Source organism: Amycolatopsis sp. NPDC104863, from assembly GCF_055582965.1.
The window spans coordinates 40,482-54,521 of record NZ_JBVJOW010000010.1 but is presented as its reverse complement, the minus strand read 5'-3'; the positions used below and the strand labels follow the sequence as shown (position 1 = coordinate 54,521).

The window sequence follows — 14,040 nt, the reverse complement described above, 5'->3', positions numbered from 1 at the left end:
TCACGCTGCTCGGAGCTGCCGGTCGGGTTCCACGGTAACCGGCGACGGCGAACTCTGCGGAAGAGCCAGCTTCACGATCTTCTTCGCCACCGACCAGAGCTGCTTGCGCAACGGGCCCGTGTGGTACGGCAGGCCGTACTTCTCGCAGATCGCGCGCACCTCGCCGGCGATCTCCGGGTAGCGGCGCGCCGGGATGTCCGGGAACAGGTGGTGCTCGATCTGGTGGGACAGGTTGCCGCTCATGATGTGGAACAGCGGGCCGCCGGAGATGTTCGCCGAACCCAGGATCTGGCGCAGGTACCACTGGCCCCGGGACTCGGAAGCGGTCTCCTCCTCGGTGAAGCTCTCGACGTCGGCCGGGAAGTGGCCGCAGAAGATGATCGAGAACGACCACAGGTTGCGGACCAGGTTCGCGGTCGCGTTGCCGGCGAAGGTCAGCGGCGCGAGCGGCCCGGTCAGCAGCGGGAACAGCACGTAGTCCTTGCCGACCTGCCGCGACGCCTTGCGCAGGATGCGCCGGAGCACCGGCGCGTTGTCGGCCCACGACCGCTCGCCCTTGACGACGTTCTCGACCTCGAGGTCGTGCAGCATTACGCCCCACTGGAAGAACAGCGCCAGCAGCGTCGCGTACACCGGGTTGCCCAGGTAGTACGGGTGCCACTTCTGGGCGGTGTCCATCCGCAGGATCCCGTACCCGACGTCGCGGTCCTTGTCGAGGATGTTCGTGTACGTGTGGTGGATGTAGTTGTGCGAGTGCCGCCAGTTCTCGGCCGGCGCCACGGTGTCCCACTCGAAACGCTGCGAGCTGAGCGCCGGGTCGCGCGTCCAGTCGTACTGGCCGTGCATGACGTTGTGGCCGATCTCCATGTTGTCGAGGATCTTCGCCACCGACAGCGCGCCGACACCGGCGAGCCACGCGGGCGGGAAGAACCCCGCGAACAACAGCGCCCGGCCGGCGACCTCGAGGCCGCGCTGGGTCTTGATGATGCCGTGGATGTAGTCGACGTCTTCCTGGCCCAGACTGTCGACGGTCCGCTGCCGCAGCGCGTCGAGCTCGCGGCCGAACTCCTCGACCTGTTCCGGGGTCAGGCGGTCCTGCAGACCGGTCATGGCGGTTCTCCCTAAGCGTCGATCTCGACGTCCCCGACCGGGACGGAGATGCAGAGCTGGATTTCTTCGTCTTCTTCGCCGGAGACCTCGCCCGTCTTGGCGTTGCGGACGCGGCCGGCGGTCTTGAGCTGGGTGCAGGAGAAGCAGATGCCCATCCGGCAGCCGTGTTCCGGCGACAGGCCCGCTTCCTCGGCCTGCTCCAGCAACGGCTTCCCGGAGTTGGCGCACTCCCGGCCACTGCGCTTGAACCGGACCTGCCCCTCGGCGTTCGCCGTGTCGAAGGTCAACGCCGGCGGCGTGAACTCTTCGGTGTGCACCCGTTCACCCAGCTGGTCACGCACGGCGTCCATCAGCGGCTTCGGGCCGCAGACGAACGCCTCCGCGTCGCGGTGCCACGGTGCGACGCGCTCGAGATGTTCCGGCGAGAAGAACCCGTGCAGGTCCCCGCCCTGGGTGTGGGTGTAGGCGTGCACGACCTTCAGCCCGGGGTGCCGGGCGGCGAGCTCGGCCAGCTCGGTGCGGTAGAGCGCGTCGGCCGGGCCGTTCGAGTACTGCAGGAACACGATCTCGCCGGCGTGCCCCTCGGCGACCAGGGTGCGCACCATGGCGAGCACGGGCGTGACCCCGCTGCCGCCGCCGATCAGCAGCACCCGCCCGGGCCGGGTGGCCGGCAGCGTGAACGTGCCGTCCGGAGTGGACAGACCGACCACCGAGCCGGCGCCGATCGCGCGGTTCAGGTGCCCGGAGACCAGGCCCTGCTCCTTGACCGTGAACTCCAGCTCACCGTCGTACTGCGAACCGCACGGTGAATAGCAGCGCGTGCGCCGGACGCCGTTGATCTCCACCTGCAGGCGGACGTACTGGCCGGCGGTGAAGCCGGGCCACGCGCGGCTGGGCCGCACGGTGAGCGTGACGGTGTCCGGTGTCTGCTTGCGCACCGCCGTGACCAGGCCGCGGATCTCGCGGCGGACCAACATCGGGTCGACGAGCTCCAGGTAGCGGTCCATCCCGTGCGGGGTCAGCAGCGCTTCGGCCAGCGAGGCCAGGCTGCGCACCCGCCGGGGGATGAGCGCCGTCATCGGAGACCTCCTCGATTACAGTGAACGACTGTGCACTCAACAGTGCACTGCAGGAGTGGACTGCGTGTCAACGAAGGACGCGGAGGATGTGACGTGAGCAACGCGGTGGACATCCGTACGCTGGACCCTGTGTCCGAAGAGCCCGTGAGCCGCCAGGAGCGCAAGCAGCGCACGCGCCAGGCGTTGCTGGACACCGCACTGGAGCTGCTGGCCGACCGCCCGTTCGCGAGCCTTTCCCTGCGTGAGGTCGCCAAGGGCGCCGGTCTGGTGCCGACGGCGTTCTACCGGCACTTCGCCTCGATGGAGGAGCTCGGCGTCGCGCTCGTCGAAGAAGCGACCCGCACCCTGCGCGGCATGATGCGCTCGGCGCGCAGCGACCCGGACACCTACCGGGGGATGATCAGCGCTTCGGTCGCCACCGTGCACCAATTCGTCCGGGCGAACGAGGACCATTTCCGGTTCCTCACCCGCGAACGCTACGGCGGCGGCCCGCTCGCCCGCGCCATCGCCGTCGAACTGCGGATGTTCTCCGGTGATCTCGCGATCGACCTCGCCCGGTTCACGCCGCTGCGGGCGTGGAGCACCGAAGACCTGCACATGCTGGCCGACTTGATCGTTTCCGTAATGATCACCACGACGGTGGAACTGCTGGAAGCGCGCCCTGGTGAAGACGCAAAAATCACCGGAACGGCGGAAAAACGGCTGCGGTTGGTCCTGCTCGGGATCCCGCATTGGAAAACGAGCTGAACGTTTCCGGCACAACGCTCGTATCTTCTGGCACATCCCCGAGACTTGCGACCCACGTCACTGGGGACTGTCGGTCCGGCGTGGTACAACCCACGGATCGTGCCTCGCCGATGAGGAGGTCGTGTGGCGGACAGCGAACAGGATCAGCAGCTCACCGTGGGCGTGGTGGCCGAGTCACGCCCCGGGGAGCGCCGGGTGGCCATGGTGCCCAAACTGGTCGGGAGACTCGTGCAGCGCGGGCTGCGCGTGCTCGTCGAACCGGGCGCCGGGGCCGGGGCGCACCTGAGTGACGACGCGTACACCCAAGCGGGCGCCGAACTCGGCGACGCGTGGGGCGCGTCGGTCGTCGTCAAGGTGAACCCACCCGCGCCGGAAGAGATCGCCAAGCTGAGCCGGGGCGCCGTGCTCATCGGCTTCCTCGACCCGCGCGGCAACCCGGAGGGGCTCGCGAAGCTCGACGAAGCGGGCCTGCGGGCGTTCGCGATGGAGGCGGTTCCGCGGATCTCCCGGGCGCAGGCGATGGACGCGCTGTCGTCGCAGGCCAGCATCGGCGGGTACCGCGCCGTGCTGCTCGCGGCGCAGAAGCTCCCGCGCTTCTTCCCGATGCTCACCACCGCGGCGGGCACCGTGCCGCCGGCGAAGGTGCTGGTGCTCGGCGCCGGCGTCGCCGGCCTGCAGGCGCTGGCCACCGCGAAACGGCTCGGCGCGCAGACCACCGGCTACGACGTGCGGCCCGAGGTCGCCGAGCAGGTCAAGTCGCTCGGCGCGCAGTTCCTGGACCTCGGCATCGAAGCGGTCGGCGAAGGCGGGTACGCCCGCGAGCTGACGGCGGAGGAGCGCGAGGAGCAGCAGCGGCGGCTCACCGAGGCGATCACGAAGTTCGACGTCGTGATCACCACCGCGCTGGTGCCGGGCCGCAAGGCGCCGACCCTGGTCACCGCGGACGCGGTCAAGGGCATGCCGGCCGGGTCGGTGGTCGTCGACCTCGCCGGCGAGACCGGCGGCAACTGCGAGCTGACCAAGCCGGGCGAGGACGTCGTGGAGCACGACGTCACCATCTCGTCCCCGCTGAACCTGCCCGCCGAAATGCCTTCGCACGCCAGCGAGCTCTACGCCCGCAACGTCACCGAGCTGCTGGAGCTGCTGGTGACGAAGGAAGGCGCGCTGGAGCTGAACTTCGAGGACGAGATCGTCGCCGGTGCCTGCGTGGCCGGGCGCGAAGGGAGCACTTCGTGAGCGAGCTGGCGAGCGAACCATTCAACACCGCGCCTTCGGCGAACGGCGCACCGAGCTCCAGCGAGGTGGGCGCGTGAGCCCACTGGTGCAGAACCTGGCGGTGCTGGTGCTCGCCGGGTTCGTCGGCTTCGCCGTCATTTCCAAGGTGCCCAACACGCTGCACACGCCACTGATGTCCGGCACCAACGCCATCCACGGCATCGTGCTGCTGGGCGGGCTGGTCGTGCTCGGCCTCGGCGTCGACGGCGTGTTCAACAAGATCCTGCTGGTGATCGCGATCGCCTTCGGCACGATCAACGTCGTCGGCGGCTTCCTGGTCACCGACCGGATGCTGTCGATGTTCAAGGCCAAGAAGCCCGCGCCGGGCGAGGAGGAGGACAAGTGACCGACTTCGTCGCGATCCTCTACATCGTCGCGTTCGCCCTCTTCATCTACGGCCTGATGGGCCTGACCGGCCCGCGCACCGCGGTCCGCGGCAACTGGATCGCCGCGGTCGGCATGGGCATCGCCGTGATCGCCACCCTGCTCACCCCGGGCATGGGCAACTGGCTGCTGATCGTCCTCGGCGTCGCGATCGGCGCGGTGGTCGGCGTGCCGTCCGCGCGCAAGGTCAAGATGACCGCGATGCCGCAGATGGTGGCCCTGTTCAACGGTGTCGGCGGCGGCGCGGTCGCGCTCATCGCGTGGGTCGAGTTCAACTCCACCGACGGCTACGCGCACGAGCCGACGTACATCGCGATCGCGTCGCTGTTCGCCGCGATCATCGGCTCGATCTCCTTCTGGGGCTCGAACGTCGCGTTCGGCAAGCTGCAGGAGCTGATCAGCGGCCGCCCGATCACGATGGGCAAGCTGCAGCAGCCGGTCAACGCGCTGCTCCTGCTGATCGCCCTCGCGTGCGCGGTGGGCATCATCGCCGGCGGAGACTCGTGGCTGCTGATCGTCGGGCTGCTCGTCGCGGCCGGCATCCTCGGCCTCACCGTCGTGCTGCCGATCGGCGGCGCGGACATGCCGGTCGTGATCTCGCTGCTCAACGCGTTCACCGGCCTGTCGGCCGCGGCGATGGGCCTCGCGCTGGACAACACGGCGCTGATCGTGGCCGGCATGATCGTCGGCGCGTCCGGCTCGATCCTGACCAACCTGATGGCCAAGGCGATGAACCGGTCCATCCCGGCGATCGTCGCGGGCGGCTTCGGCGGCGGCCCGGCGGTCGCGGCTGGCAGCGGGACGAAGGAAGCGCGCCCGGTGCGCTCGACCAGCGCGGCCGACACGGCGATCCAGATGGCGTACGCCAGCAAGGTCGTCGTGGTGCCCGGCTACGGCATGGCCGTGGCGCAGGCGCAGCACACCGTGCGCGAGATGGCGAAGCTGCTGGAGAAGAAGGGTATTTCGGTCGCCTACGCCATCCACCCGGTGGCCGGGCGCATGCCCGGGCACATGAACGTGCTGCTCGCCGAGGCCGACGTGCCCTACGAGCAGCTCAAGGAGATGGACGAGATCAACTCCGAGTTCGGCCAGACCGACGTCGCGCTGGTGATCGGCGCGAACGACGTCACGAACCCGGCGGCGCAGACCGACCCGAGCTCGCCGATCTACGGGATGCCGATCCTCAAGGTCAACGAGAGCCGGTCCGTGATCGTGTTGAAACGCGGCATGAGCTCGGGCTTCGCCGGCATCGACAACGACCTGTTCTACGATCCGAAGACCAGCATGCTCTTCGGGGACGCCAAGTCGTCGGTGGGCGAGATCGTGGAGGAACTCAAAGCGTTATGACAACCGGGTCGGACGTGCGCGCGGCGTTCACCGATCCGGCCGAGAACCTCGCTTTCGACGAAGCGCTCCTCCGGGTTGCGCCCGAGTCACCGGTCGTGTGGCTCTGGCGCAACCCGGTTTGCGTCGTGGTGGGCCGCGGGCAACGGATCGCGCGCGAGGTGCACGTCGACGCGTGCTCGCGTGACGGCGTCCCGGTGCTGCGGCGCGCGAGCGGCGGCGGCACGGTGTTCCACGACCCGGGCAACCTGAACGTGACGCTGGTCCTGCCGGGGCCCGCCGACCGGCCGCTGGAAGCGCTCGGCCAGGTGATGAGCGCCGCCGTCGACCAGCTCGGGCTGGTGCCGCGGATCGGCGACCGCGGGCTGTTCGTCGGCGAGGCGAAGCTGTGCGGGTTCGCGGTGTTCCGCACCAAGACCGGGCTGCTCGCGCACTCGACGCTGCTGGTCGAGACGTCGGCGGGGCTGGTCGGGCGTTACCTGACCAGCGCGCCGCCGGATCCGCGCCCGCTCGACTCCCACCGCAGCCCGGTGGCGTCGCTGGCCGAGCACGGGCTGCGGCCCGGCTTCCCGGCGGTCGAGGCGGCGGTGCGGGCGGCGGCGACGCAGCTGCTCGGCACGCTGGTGCCGCGCCCGCCGTCGGCGGCCGAGCTGGCCCGGCAGCGGGCGCTGCTGCACACCCGCTACCGGTACCCGGCCTGGCACGCGGACGGTTCCCAGCGCGCTTGACTTCTGTCTACTGTGGACTTACTGCTCGGCGGCCGAGAACGTGACGCCGGGCACCTTCCGCGCGGTCGCCCGGGTGGTCTTCTTCGGCTCCGCCGCCTTGCGGGTGCGGGTGGTCTTCGCGGGCTCGGCCTTCGCCGTGGTCTTCGCGCGGGTCGCCTTCGCCGGGGCGGCCTTCGGGGTGGTCTTGGCCGCGGTGGTCTTCGCTGCGGTGGTCTTGGCGGCCGTCGTCTTGGCGGCCGTGGCCGTGCGGCCGGCGACCGGCTTCGCGGTCTTGGGGGCGGCCTTCGCCTTGGTCTTCTTCGCGCCCGGGACGATCCGCGGCCGGCGCTTGCGGCCGCCGGCGCGCCGGCCCGCGTCGGCGTAGCGCTGCAGCAGCTCGCGCAGCGCCTCGGCGTTGGCGAAGGTAAGGTCGATGTCGTAGTCGATGCCGTCCAGCGAGAACCCGACCGTCTCGCCGGCGGGGTCCCCGGTCAGATCGTCCAGGACCCGCACAGCCGTGTTTCTGGCCACGACAAACCTCCCGTGCTCGAACGTGGTTGTTCGCGCGCACCGGGCCCGACGGCACCCGGTGCCGCCGATGTCTTGCAGCTTCCTGACGAGGATAACTGCTGGCTTGCGCGATCCCGCGTGGTGGTGTGCGCTGAACCCATGTCTGGACAGACTTTTGACGTAGTGGTGGTCGGCGCGGGTCCGGTGGGGGAGGTGGCCGCCGAACGGGCGGCCCGTGGCGGCCTGAAGGTCGCCCTCGTCGAGCACGAACGCTTCGGCGGCGAGTGCTCGTACTGGGCCTGCATCCCGAGCAAGGCGTTGCTGCGGCCCGGAAATCTCCTCGCGGCGGCCAAGCGCGTGCCCGGGGTGCCGGTCGGCGACAAGATCGACCCCGCCGCGGTGTTCGCCCGCCGTGACTGGTTCACCGGCAAGGGTGACGACTCGGGCCAGGTCGAGTGGGCGCGCGGCGCCGGCATCGAGCCGGTCCGCGGGCACGGCGAGATCACCGGTGAGCGGGAGGTGACCGTCGGCGGCGACCGCGTCCTGACCGCGCGGCACGCGGTGATCGTCTGCACCGGCAGCGTGCCGAGCCGGCCGTCGATCCCCGGGCTCGACACGATCGAGCCGTGGGGCTCACGGGAGGCAACGTCGGCTTCGTCGGTGCCCGGCCGCCTCGGCGTGCTGGGTGGCGGGGTGGTCGGCGTCGAGATGGCGCAGGCGTTCGCGTCGCTCGGCTCGGAGGTCCACCTGGTGATCACCGGCGAGCGGCCGCTGCCGCGTAACGCCGCGTTCGCCGGCGACCTCGTGTTGCACGGGCTGCGCGAAGCCGGGGTCTACGTGCACACGGAGTCGGGCGTCGAGCGGGTCACGGCCGGGAAGTCCGGCACCGAGCTGGCGCTGAAGGACGGCGAGACGGTCGTCGTCGACGAGTTCCTGGTGGCGACCGGCCGCCGTCCCGCGACGGCCGGGCTCGGCCTGGAGGCGTTCGGCGTCGAGCCCGGGCGCCCGCTGGAGGTCGACGACACCGGCCGCGTGTCCGCAGTGGACGGTGGCTGGCTGTACGCGGCGGGCGACGTCACCGGCCGGGCCCCGCTCACCCACCAGGGCAAGTACGGTGCCCGCGCGGCCGGCGACACGGTGGCGGCGCTGGCCGCGGGCAAGCCGGTGTCGGCTTCGCCGTGGAGCCCGTTCACCGCGACGGCCGACCACCACGCGATCCCACAGGTGGTGTTCACCGACCCGGAGGTGGCGGCGGTCGGCCTGGCGGACGCCCGGCCCGGCTCGGCCGACCGCGTCGTCGACATCGACATCGCGGTGGCGGGTTCGTCCCTGCACGCGGACGGGTACACGGGCAAGGCCCGGATGGTGGTCGACACCGAGCGGAACGTCCTGCTCGGCGTGACGTTCGTCGGCCAGGACGTCTCAGAGCTGGTGCACTCGGCGACGATCGCGATCGTCGGCGAGGTGCCGCTGGACCGCCTGTGGCACGCGGTGCCGTCGTTCCCGACGATCAGCGAGGTGTGGCTGCGCCTGCTCGAGGCGTACGGGCTCTGAGGGTTACCGGGCAGGCAGGTCCAGGGCGGCTTTTGCGGCCCGGGTGAGGCCGGGATCGTCCGGAGTGGACGGTCCCGGCGCCCAGACGGCCTGCACCAGCCGTACGGAGGTGCCTTCGACCTTGCTGGCGTAGGCGGCGTTCTCGAAGCGGGGTGGCTGGGTGGCGCCCCACTGGCCGGTCTCGGTGGCGAGGTCGAGGATGCCGCCCCCGCCGGGAGTGTCGGCAACGGCCTTGAAGTCGGCGGCCTGAGCGGCATCGGGAAACTGCACGATCCCGACGGTGACGGCCCCGGCCCGCCCATCGATGGTGGCGGCGTAGCTCGCCCGCCGCACGCCGGCGCAGCTGGTCTGCTGAAGGCTGGCTTGAGCATCCCCGAAGGCATGGGAGGCGCACCGCTGGTCACCCCCGGCGGCGCGCAGGGCGAACTGAAGGCTCTCGACGGGAGCGGCGCTGGGAGAGGAGCCGGGCGGCTGAGTGGCGGGAGTGGGCGGGCCAGTGGGTGCGGCGGCGGTGTCATCCCCGGTGGTGGCGACGGCAATCGCGGCGACGACCAGGACGACGAGCAGCGCGATGGCGGCCAGGGGGAGCCAGCGGACGGTCCGTGAGGCCGGAGTGGCGGTGCGGGGCGCAGGTTCGGGGCGCGGCCGGGGGGTGGGGAAGGACGGCGGTCCGAGGGGGTGCGCGGGTCCGGTGGCCGGAGTGGACTTGGCGGCTTGAGCGGGCTCGGTTGTGGGGGACGGGCTGGCCGACTTGGGGAGCCAGGGGAGTTGGGCGGCGTTGGCGGATTCGGCGGCGGGGGAGGAACCGGCCGGTTTCGGGAGCCAGGGGAGTTGGGCCGCGTTGGTGGACTCGGCGGGCTGGGTCGGCTCGGTGGCCCGGACGGGCTCGGCCGGACCGGCGGCTCGGGAGCGGTCGCTGGCTTGGGTCGGCTCGGCTGCGGGGGAGGAGTTGGCCGGCTCTGGGAGCCAGGGGAGCTGGACTGCGTTGGTGGCCGAAGTGGACTCGGCGGCTGAGGTGGGCTCCGCTGGCGGAGTTGGCTTGGCGGCCTGGGCCGGTTCGGCGAGCTGAGTCGAATCGGCGGGTTCGTTCGGTTCGGTGGGTTGCGCCGGTTCGGCGGGCTGAGTCGAATTGGTGGACTCGGTCGGTTCGGTGGACTGCTCCGGGTCGGCGGGTTCGGTCGACCCGGCGGTTCGGGAGGATCCGGCGGGATCGGTCGCTCCGTCGGGCTCGGTCGCTCCGGTGGATTGCGCCGGTTCGGCGGGCCGGGTGGGCTGAGGTCGGGCGCTCCCGGGGAAGCGGAGAGTCTCGGTTTGCTCGGCGTCCGGGGCTTCGAGGGACTCGGTCCGCTCGGTTTCCGTGGCGGGAGCCGCGGGGCGCGCGGAAGACTCGGTGCCGGGGAACACCGGCAGGGCGGGAGTTTCCGCCGGTTCGACCTTGTCCTCGGTGGGGGACGAGAGAACCTCGGTGCGCTCGGCAGCCGGCTCCGCAGCGAAAGGCGCGGGATCTGCTGCGGAAGAGCCCGCTTTCGCAGCCTCGGGCCGCGTTTCGGCCGGGAGAGAGCCACTCGAGACGGCAGAATTCGTGCTCGCCTGGGGCGCAGCTGAGTCCGGAGCGACCTCGGAAGCGGCAGAAATCGCGGGCACGGCGGCAGAAAGGTCCGGTTTCGAAGCAGCGCCGACCGCCGAAGCCGGTGTCTTGGTCCGCCAATCGGCTCCGCTCGACGCCACCAGACCGGGTGAACCGCCCGCCAACGACCCCGGCGCAGCCGCACTCGCCGCCGGCGAGCCGGGCGCGGGTGAACTCGGCACAGTCGGCGCGGGTGCAACCGATCCGGCCGCCACTGAGCCCGGCGCAGGAGAGCCCGGCGCACGAGAACCCGCCCCAGAAGACCCAGACACCGCCGCCCCACTGTCCCAAAGGGACTCCGGGGGCGAGTCGTCCGAAAAGCGGCTGAAGCCTTCCCCCAGCAAAACCTCGTCCGACAGCTCCGGAGCCTCCGGCGCCAACCCCCGGATCAACGCCCGCACCTGGTCCACCGATCGGGGCCGGTGGGCCGTGGCCAACGACACCGTCGCCGCCAGCATCGTGGTCGGGGTCGGGTGCAGGACGCGGACCGGGCCCGCCAGGTCGCCCGCCGGCTGGTCGACCGTCTCCACGTACGGTCCTACCGCGACGATCGTCCCCACCGGGGCCGTTCCCGGCACCAGGGACACGATGCGCTGCTCGCACGCCTGGGACAGGTCCAATGCCTCCGTCGCCGGGTTGACCGCGTCGTCGTCGGCGACCAGGGGCCAGCCGTCCGCCTTCCACTCCGCCCCCAGCGGGGCTTCCAGGCGCAGCGCCGGGTCCGGGAGGTCGACGCCGATCACGATGATCACCCCGTGTGGCAACAGGACTACCGCTTCGATCGGGCGCTCGGTCACCGAGCCGACCCCGACCAGCGCGATCCCGCCGACGACGGTGCTGCCGCGGCCCAGGGACGCCAGCGCCGCCCGGACGTCGTCGGCCACCCGGGACTGCTGCCGCTCCAGGCGCACCAGTCGCACCGAAACCCCTCCCTGCTCGTCGTTCCGGGTCATCACGCTAGCGCGCGTGGTGGTATCCATCGTGCGACACGGGGACGACGCGGCCGCAGGCCCACCGAAAGTGGGGCCCTGGGTGACTTGTGGTGTTCATGTGGCCAAACAGCACGGTTGGGGTGCAGAATGTGCTACAACGCATCGGAGGCGGTATTCGGGAGCCGCACTGAGGCCGCGCTGCAACTCGATTCAGGGCGTAGGGGAAGACGTCCCTCGTCGAGTTACAAGCGGAGGTAGCAGTGAGCACCCGTGGCAGCACCCGAGGTGTGGTGTACGTCCACTCGTCGCCGTCTGCGGTGTGTCCGCACGTCGAGTGGGCTATTTCGGGCACCCTGGGTGCCCGCGTTGACCTGAAGTGGACGGCGCAGCCGGCCAGTCCGGGTCAGCTTCGCGCCGAATGCGGCTGGCGCGCGCCCGCGGGCACCGGCGCCAGATTGGCGTCCGCCCTCAAGGCGTGGCCGATGATTCGGTTCGAAGTCACCGAAGAGCCCAGCGCGGGCCTCGACGGCGAACGGTTCTGCTTCGCGCCCGGCCTCGGCCTGTGGCACGGGCGGACCAGCGCCAACGGGGACATCGTGGTGGGCGAAGACCAGCTGCGCGCCCTCGTCGCCATGACCCGTGGGGGTGAGTCCCTCGCGCACAAGCTCGACGAACTCCTCGCCGCGGGCTGGGACGAGGCGCTCGAGCCCTACCGCCACGCCGGCGACGGCGCTCCGGTGACCTGGCTGCACCAGGTGGGCTGACCGGTTTCCCGCGAGCGGCCCGGCGCGACCTCGGGTGATCCCCGGCGCGCCGGGCCGCTCGCGCGTCCGGGCCCGGAGTCCCGCGCGGCCGGGGCCGGTACGCTTCCGGGCGTGACCAGCCCCGCCCCCAGCTCCCGCCAGCGCTGGCTGGTGCCCGTCGTGGTCGTGGTGCTCTCCGTGACCGTGGGTGCCGGCCTGCTCGCTCGCGAGCTCTACCGCCGGCCGGACCAGCCTGCCGACGACACGTCCTCTTCGGTGTCGGCGCCGTCCTCGGCCAGCGGCGGTGAACCGGCCGCGGCGGACGCCGTCGGGATGACCGACGACGCGCGGGCGCACCCGCAGGCCGACGCCGTCCGCAAGCTGCTGCAGCAGTACTTCGACGCCATCAACACCAAGCAGTACGCGCAGTGGACGGCCGTCGTCAGCGCCCAGCGCATCGCGGAGCAGTCGCAGACGACCTGGAAGAACGGCGTCCGCACCACAAAGGACAGTGACGCGCTCGTCTACCGGATCGAGCGCGGCTCGGGCTCGTCGCTGCGGGTCCTGGTCGGGTTCACCAGCGTCCAGGAACGCGAGGACGCGCCCCCGTTCTTCCCCGAGCCGTGCATCAAGTGGCGGCTCGTGCTGCCCGTGATCGTCGAGAAGTCCGCCCTGAAGATCGACTCCGTCGACAAGGGCCCGCCGCCCGAACACGAAAAGTGCTGACACGAGAAGGGGCCCGGCCGAAGCCGGGCCCCTTCTCGTTCGTCAGTGCGTTCAGGCCGCCGGGGTGAACAGCAGCGCCGTGTTGTGCCCGCCGAAGCCGAACGAGTTGCTGATCGCCGCGGTCAGCTCGACCTTGCGGGCCTCGCCCGCCACGACGTCCAGCTGCACCCGCGGGTCCAGGTCGGTCAGGTTCAGGGTCGCCGGCACGATGCCGTGGTAGAGCGCCAGGATCGTGATGATCCCCTCGACCGCGCCGGCGCCGCCGACGAGGTGGCCGAGCGCGCCCTTCGGCGCCGTCACGACCGGGTGTTCCCCGACCGCGTTGCGGATCGCCGCCGCCTCGCCGATGTCACCGACCACAGTGGACGTCGCGTGGGCGTTGACGTGCCCGACGTCCGCGGGGGTGACCCCGGCCATCTTCATCGCCGCGCGCATGGCGGCGATCTGGCCGATGCCCTCGGGGTGGTTGCCCGTGATGTGGTAGGCGTCCGAGGTGATGCCGTGGCCGGCGATCGTCGCGTAGATCCGCGCGCCCCGGGCCTTCGCCTGGTCCGCGCGCTCCAGGATGACCACGCCGGAGCCTTCGCCGAGGACGAAGCCGTCCCGGTTGGCGTCGAACGGGCGCGAGGCCGCACCCGGGTCGTCGTTGCGCGTGGACACCGTGCGGGCCTGGGCGAACCCGGCCAGCGTGATCGGGTGGATGCACGCTTCGGCGCCACCGGCGACCACGACGTCGGCACGCCCGGAGCGGATCATCTCCACGCCGTTCGCGATGCCTTCCGCGCCCGAAGCACAGGCCGAAGCCGGCGAATGCACCCCGGCCCGCGCCTTCAGGTCGATGCCCACGTGCGCCGCCGGGCCGTTCGGCATCAGCATCGGCACGGTCAGCGGCGACACCTTGCGGAGACCCTGCTGGTGCAACAGGTCGTTCTGGGTGAGCAGGGTGACCGGGCCGCCGACACCGGTGCCGATCGACACGCCGAGGCGGTCGGGGTCGACGTCGGTGTGCTCGTCGGTCGGCTCGGCGTACCCGGCGTCGGCCCACGCCTGGCGGGCGGCGATCAGCGCGACCTGCTCGCAGCGGTCCAGCCGGCGGGCCTGCACCCGCGGGAGGACCTCCGACGGATCGACGGCCAGCTGACCGCCGATCTTGACCGGCAGCTGCAGCTCCTCGACCCAGTCGGCCTCGATCGCCCGGATCCCGCTCCGCCCGGCCAGCAGACCGTCCCACGTGGACGTCACGTCCCCGCCGAGCGGTGTGGTGGCGCCGAGACCGGTGATCACGACGTCGATGTTGCTCAT

General features: G+C 71.3%; 13 protein-coding genes. 8 read left to right on the top strand and 5 right to left on the bottom strand.

Going from position 1 to position 14,040, the window contains the following annotated elements:
- Both ACZ63J_RS41540 and ACZ63J_RS41535 read right to left on the bottom strand, forming a co-directional pair.
- Positions 1-1,110 carry a fatty acid desaturase family protein gene (locus ACZ63J_RS41540; protein WP_465407421.1) on the bottom strand — a complete coding sequence of 370 codons (1,110 nt, stop codon included), beginning with the start codon at positions 1,108-1,110 and terminating at the stop codon, positions 1-3.
- 11 nt (positions 1,111-1,121) lie between these two features.
- Positions 1,122-2,189, bottom strand: coding sequence for a ferredoxin reductase (locus ACZ63J_RS41535; protein ID WP_465407419.1), 1,068 nt, complete (start codon positions 2,187-2,189; stop codon positions 1,122-1,124).
- Between the two features lie 93 nt (positions 2,190-2,282).
- On the opposite strand from ACZ63J_RS41535, the gene ACZ63J_RS41530 reads away from it, so the two are divergent.
- From ACZ63J_RS41530 to ACZ63J_RS41510, 5 genes are all read left to right on the top strand, one after another.
- Positions 2,283-2,936: a TetR family transcriptional regulator gene (locus tag ACZ63J_RS41530; RefSeq protein WP_465407417.1), complete on the top strand. Its 654-nt coding sequence runs from the start codon at positions 2,283-2,285 to the stop codon at positions 2,934-2,936.
- 123 nt (positions 2,937-3,059) lie between these two features.
- The gene (locus ACZ63J_RS41525) at positions 3,060-4,172 is read left to right on the top strand and encodes a Re/Si-specific NAD(P)(+) transhydrogenase subunit alpha (RefSeq protein WP_465407415.1); all 1,113 of its coding nucleotides are present in this window, start codon (positions 3,060-3,062) and stop codon (positions 4,170-4,172) included.
- Positions 4,173-4,254: 82 nt separating this feature from the next.
- Positions 4,255-4,557: an NAD(P) transhydrogenase subunit alpha part 2 gene (locus tag ACZ63J_RS41520; protein WP_465407496.1), complete on the top strand. Its 303-nt coding sequence runs from the start codon at positions 4,255-4,257 to the stop codon at positions 4,555-4,557.
- Complete coding sequence (locus ACZ63J_RS41515; protein WP_465340354.1) at positions 4,554-5,942, top strand: NAD(P)(+) transhydrogenase (Re/Si-specific) subunit beta; 1,389 nt, start codon at positions 4,554-4,556, stop codon at positions 5,940-5,942. The genes ACZ63J_RS41520 and ACZ63J_RS41515 overlap by 4 nt, the downstream gene beginning before the upstream one ends.
- Entirely contained in the window at positions 5,939-6,667 is a 729-nt protein-coding gene (locus tag ACZ63J_RS41510) for a lipoate--protein ligase family protein (protein ID WP_465407413.1), read from the top strand. The genes ACZ63J_RS41515 and ACZ63J_RS41510 overlap by 4 nt, the downstream gene beginning before the upstream one ends.
- Positions 6,668-6,685: 18 nt before the next feature.
- Here the strand turns inward: ACZ63J_RS41510 and ACZ63J_RS41505 are convergent, their stop codons facing one another.
- On the bottom strand, positions 6,686-7,177 hold the full coding sequence (locus ACZ63J_RS41505) for an Lsr2 dimerization domain-containing protein (RefSeq protein ID WP_465407411.1): 492 nt from the start codon (positions 7,175-7,177) through the stop codon (positions 6,686-6,688).
- Between the two features lie 138 nt (positions 7,178-7,315).
- Here ACZ63J_RS41505 and ACZ63J_RS41500 point away from each other — a divergent pair, with 138 nt between their 5' ends.
- Positions 7,316-8,710 carry a dihydrolipoyl dehydrogenase family protein gene (locus ACZ63J_RS41500; protein WP_465407409.1) on the top strand — a complete coding sequence of 465 codons (1,395 nt, stop codon included), beginning with the start codon at positions 7,316-7,318 and terminating at the stop codon, positions 8,708-8,710.
- Between the two features lie 3 nt (positions 8,711-8,713).
- Here ACZ63J_RS41500 and ACZ63J_RS41495 read toward each other — a convergent pair whose 3' ends face one another.
- Entirely contained in the window at positions 8,714-11,317 is a 2,604-nt protein-coding gene (locus ACZ63J_RS41495) for a hypothetical protein (RefSeq protein WP_465407407.1), read from the bottom strand.
- A gap of 212 nt (positions 11,318-11,529) precedes the next feature.
- Between ACZ63J_RS41495 and ACZ63J_RS41490 the strand changes: the two genes are divergently transcribed.
- Both ACZ63J_RS41490 and ACZ63J_RS41485 read left to right on the top strand, forming a co-directional pair.
- The gene (locus ACZ63J_RS41490; protein ID WP_465314411.1) at positions 11,530-12,033 is read left to right on the top strand and encodes a DUF3145 domain-containing protein; all 504 of its coding nucleotides are present in this window, start codon (positions 11,530-11,532) and stop codon (positions 12,031-12,033) included.
- Between the two features lie 111 nt (positions 12,034-12,144).
- Positions 12,145-12,738: a hypothetical protein gene (locus ACZ63J_RS41485; RefSeq protein WP_465407405.1), complete on the top strand. Its 594-nt coding sequence runs from the start codon at positions 12,145-12,147 to the stop codon at positions 12,736-12,738.
- 51 nt (positions 12,739-12,789) lie between these two features.
- On the opposite strand, the gene ACZ63J_RS41480 is transcribed toward ACZ63J_RS41485, so the two are convergent.
- The gene (locus ACZ63J_RS41480) at positions 12,790-14,040 is read right to left on the bottom strand and encodes a beta-ketoacyl-[acyl-carrier-protein] synthase family protein (RefSeq protein WP_465340360.1); all 1,251 of its coding nucleotides are present in this window, start codon (positions 14,038-14,040) and stop codon (positions 12,790-12,792) included.

Bases quoted from the DNA above. Each gene is read 5' to 3' on its own strand.
- ACZ63J_RS41540 (WP_465407421.1), bottom strand. From the start codon at position 1,110: ATGACCGGTCTGCAGGACCGCCTGACCCCGGAACAGGTCGAGGAGTTC.
- ACZ63J_RS41495 (WP_465407407.1), bottom strand. From the start codon at position 11,317: ATGGATACCACCACGCGCGCTAGCGTGATGACCCGGAACGACGAGCAG.
- ACZ63J_RS41535 (WP_465407419.1), bottom strand. From the start codon at position 2,189: ATGACGGCGCTCATCCCCCGGCGGGTGCGCAGCCTGGCCTCGCTGGCC.
- ACZ63J_RS41500 (WP_465407409.1), top strand. From the start codon at position 7,316: ATGTCTGGACAGACTTTTGACGTAGTGGTGGTCGGCGCGGGTCCGGTG.
- ACZ63J_RS41510 (WP_465407413.1), top strand. From the start codon at position 5,939: ATGACAACCGGGTCGGACGTGCGCGCGGCGTTCACCGATCCGGCCGAG.
- ACZ63J_RS41480 (WP_465340360.1), bottom strand. From the start codon at position 14,040: ATGAGCAACATCGACGTCGTGATCACCGGTCTCGGCGCCACCACACCG.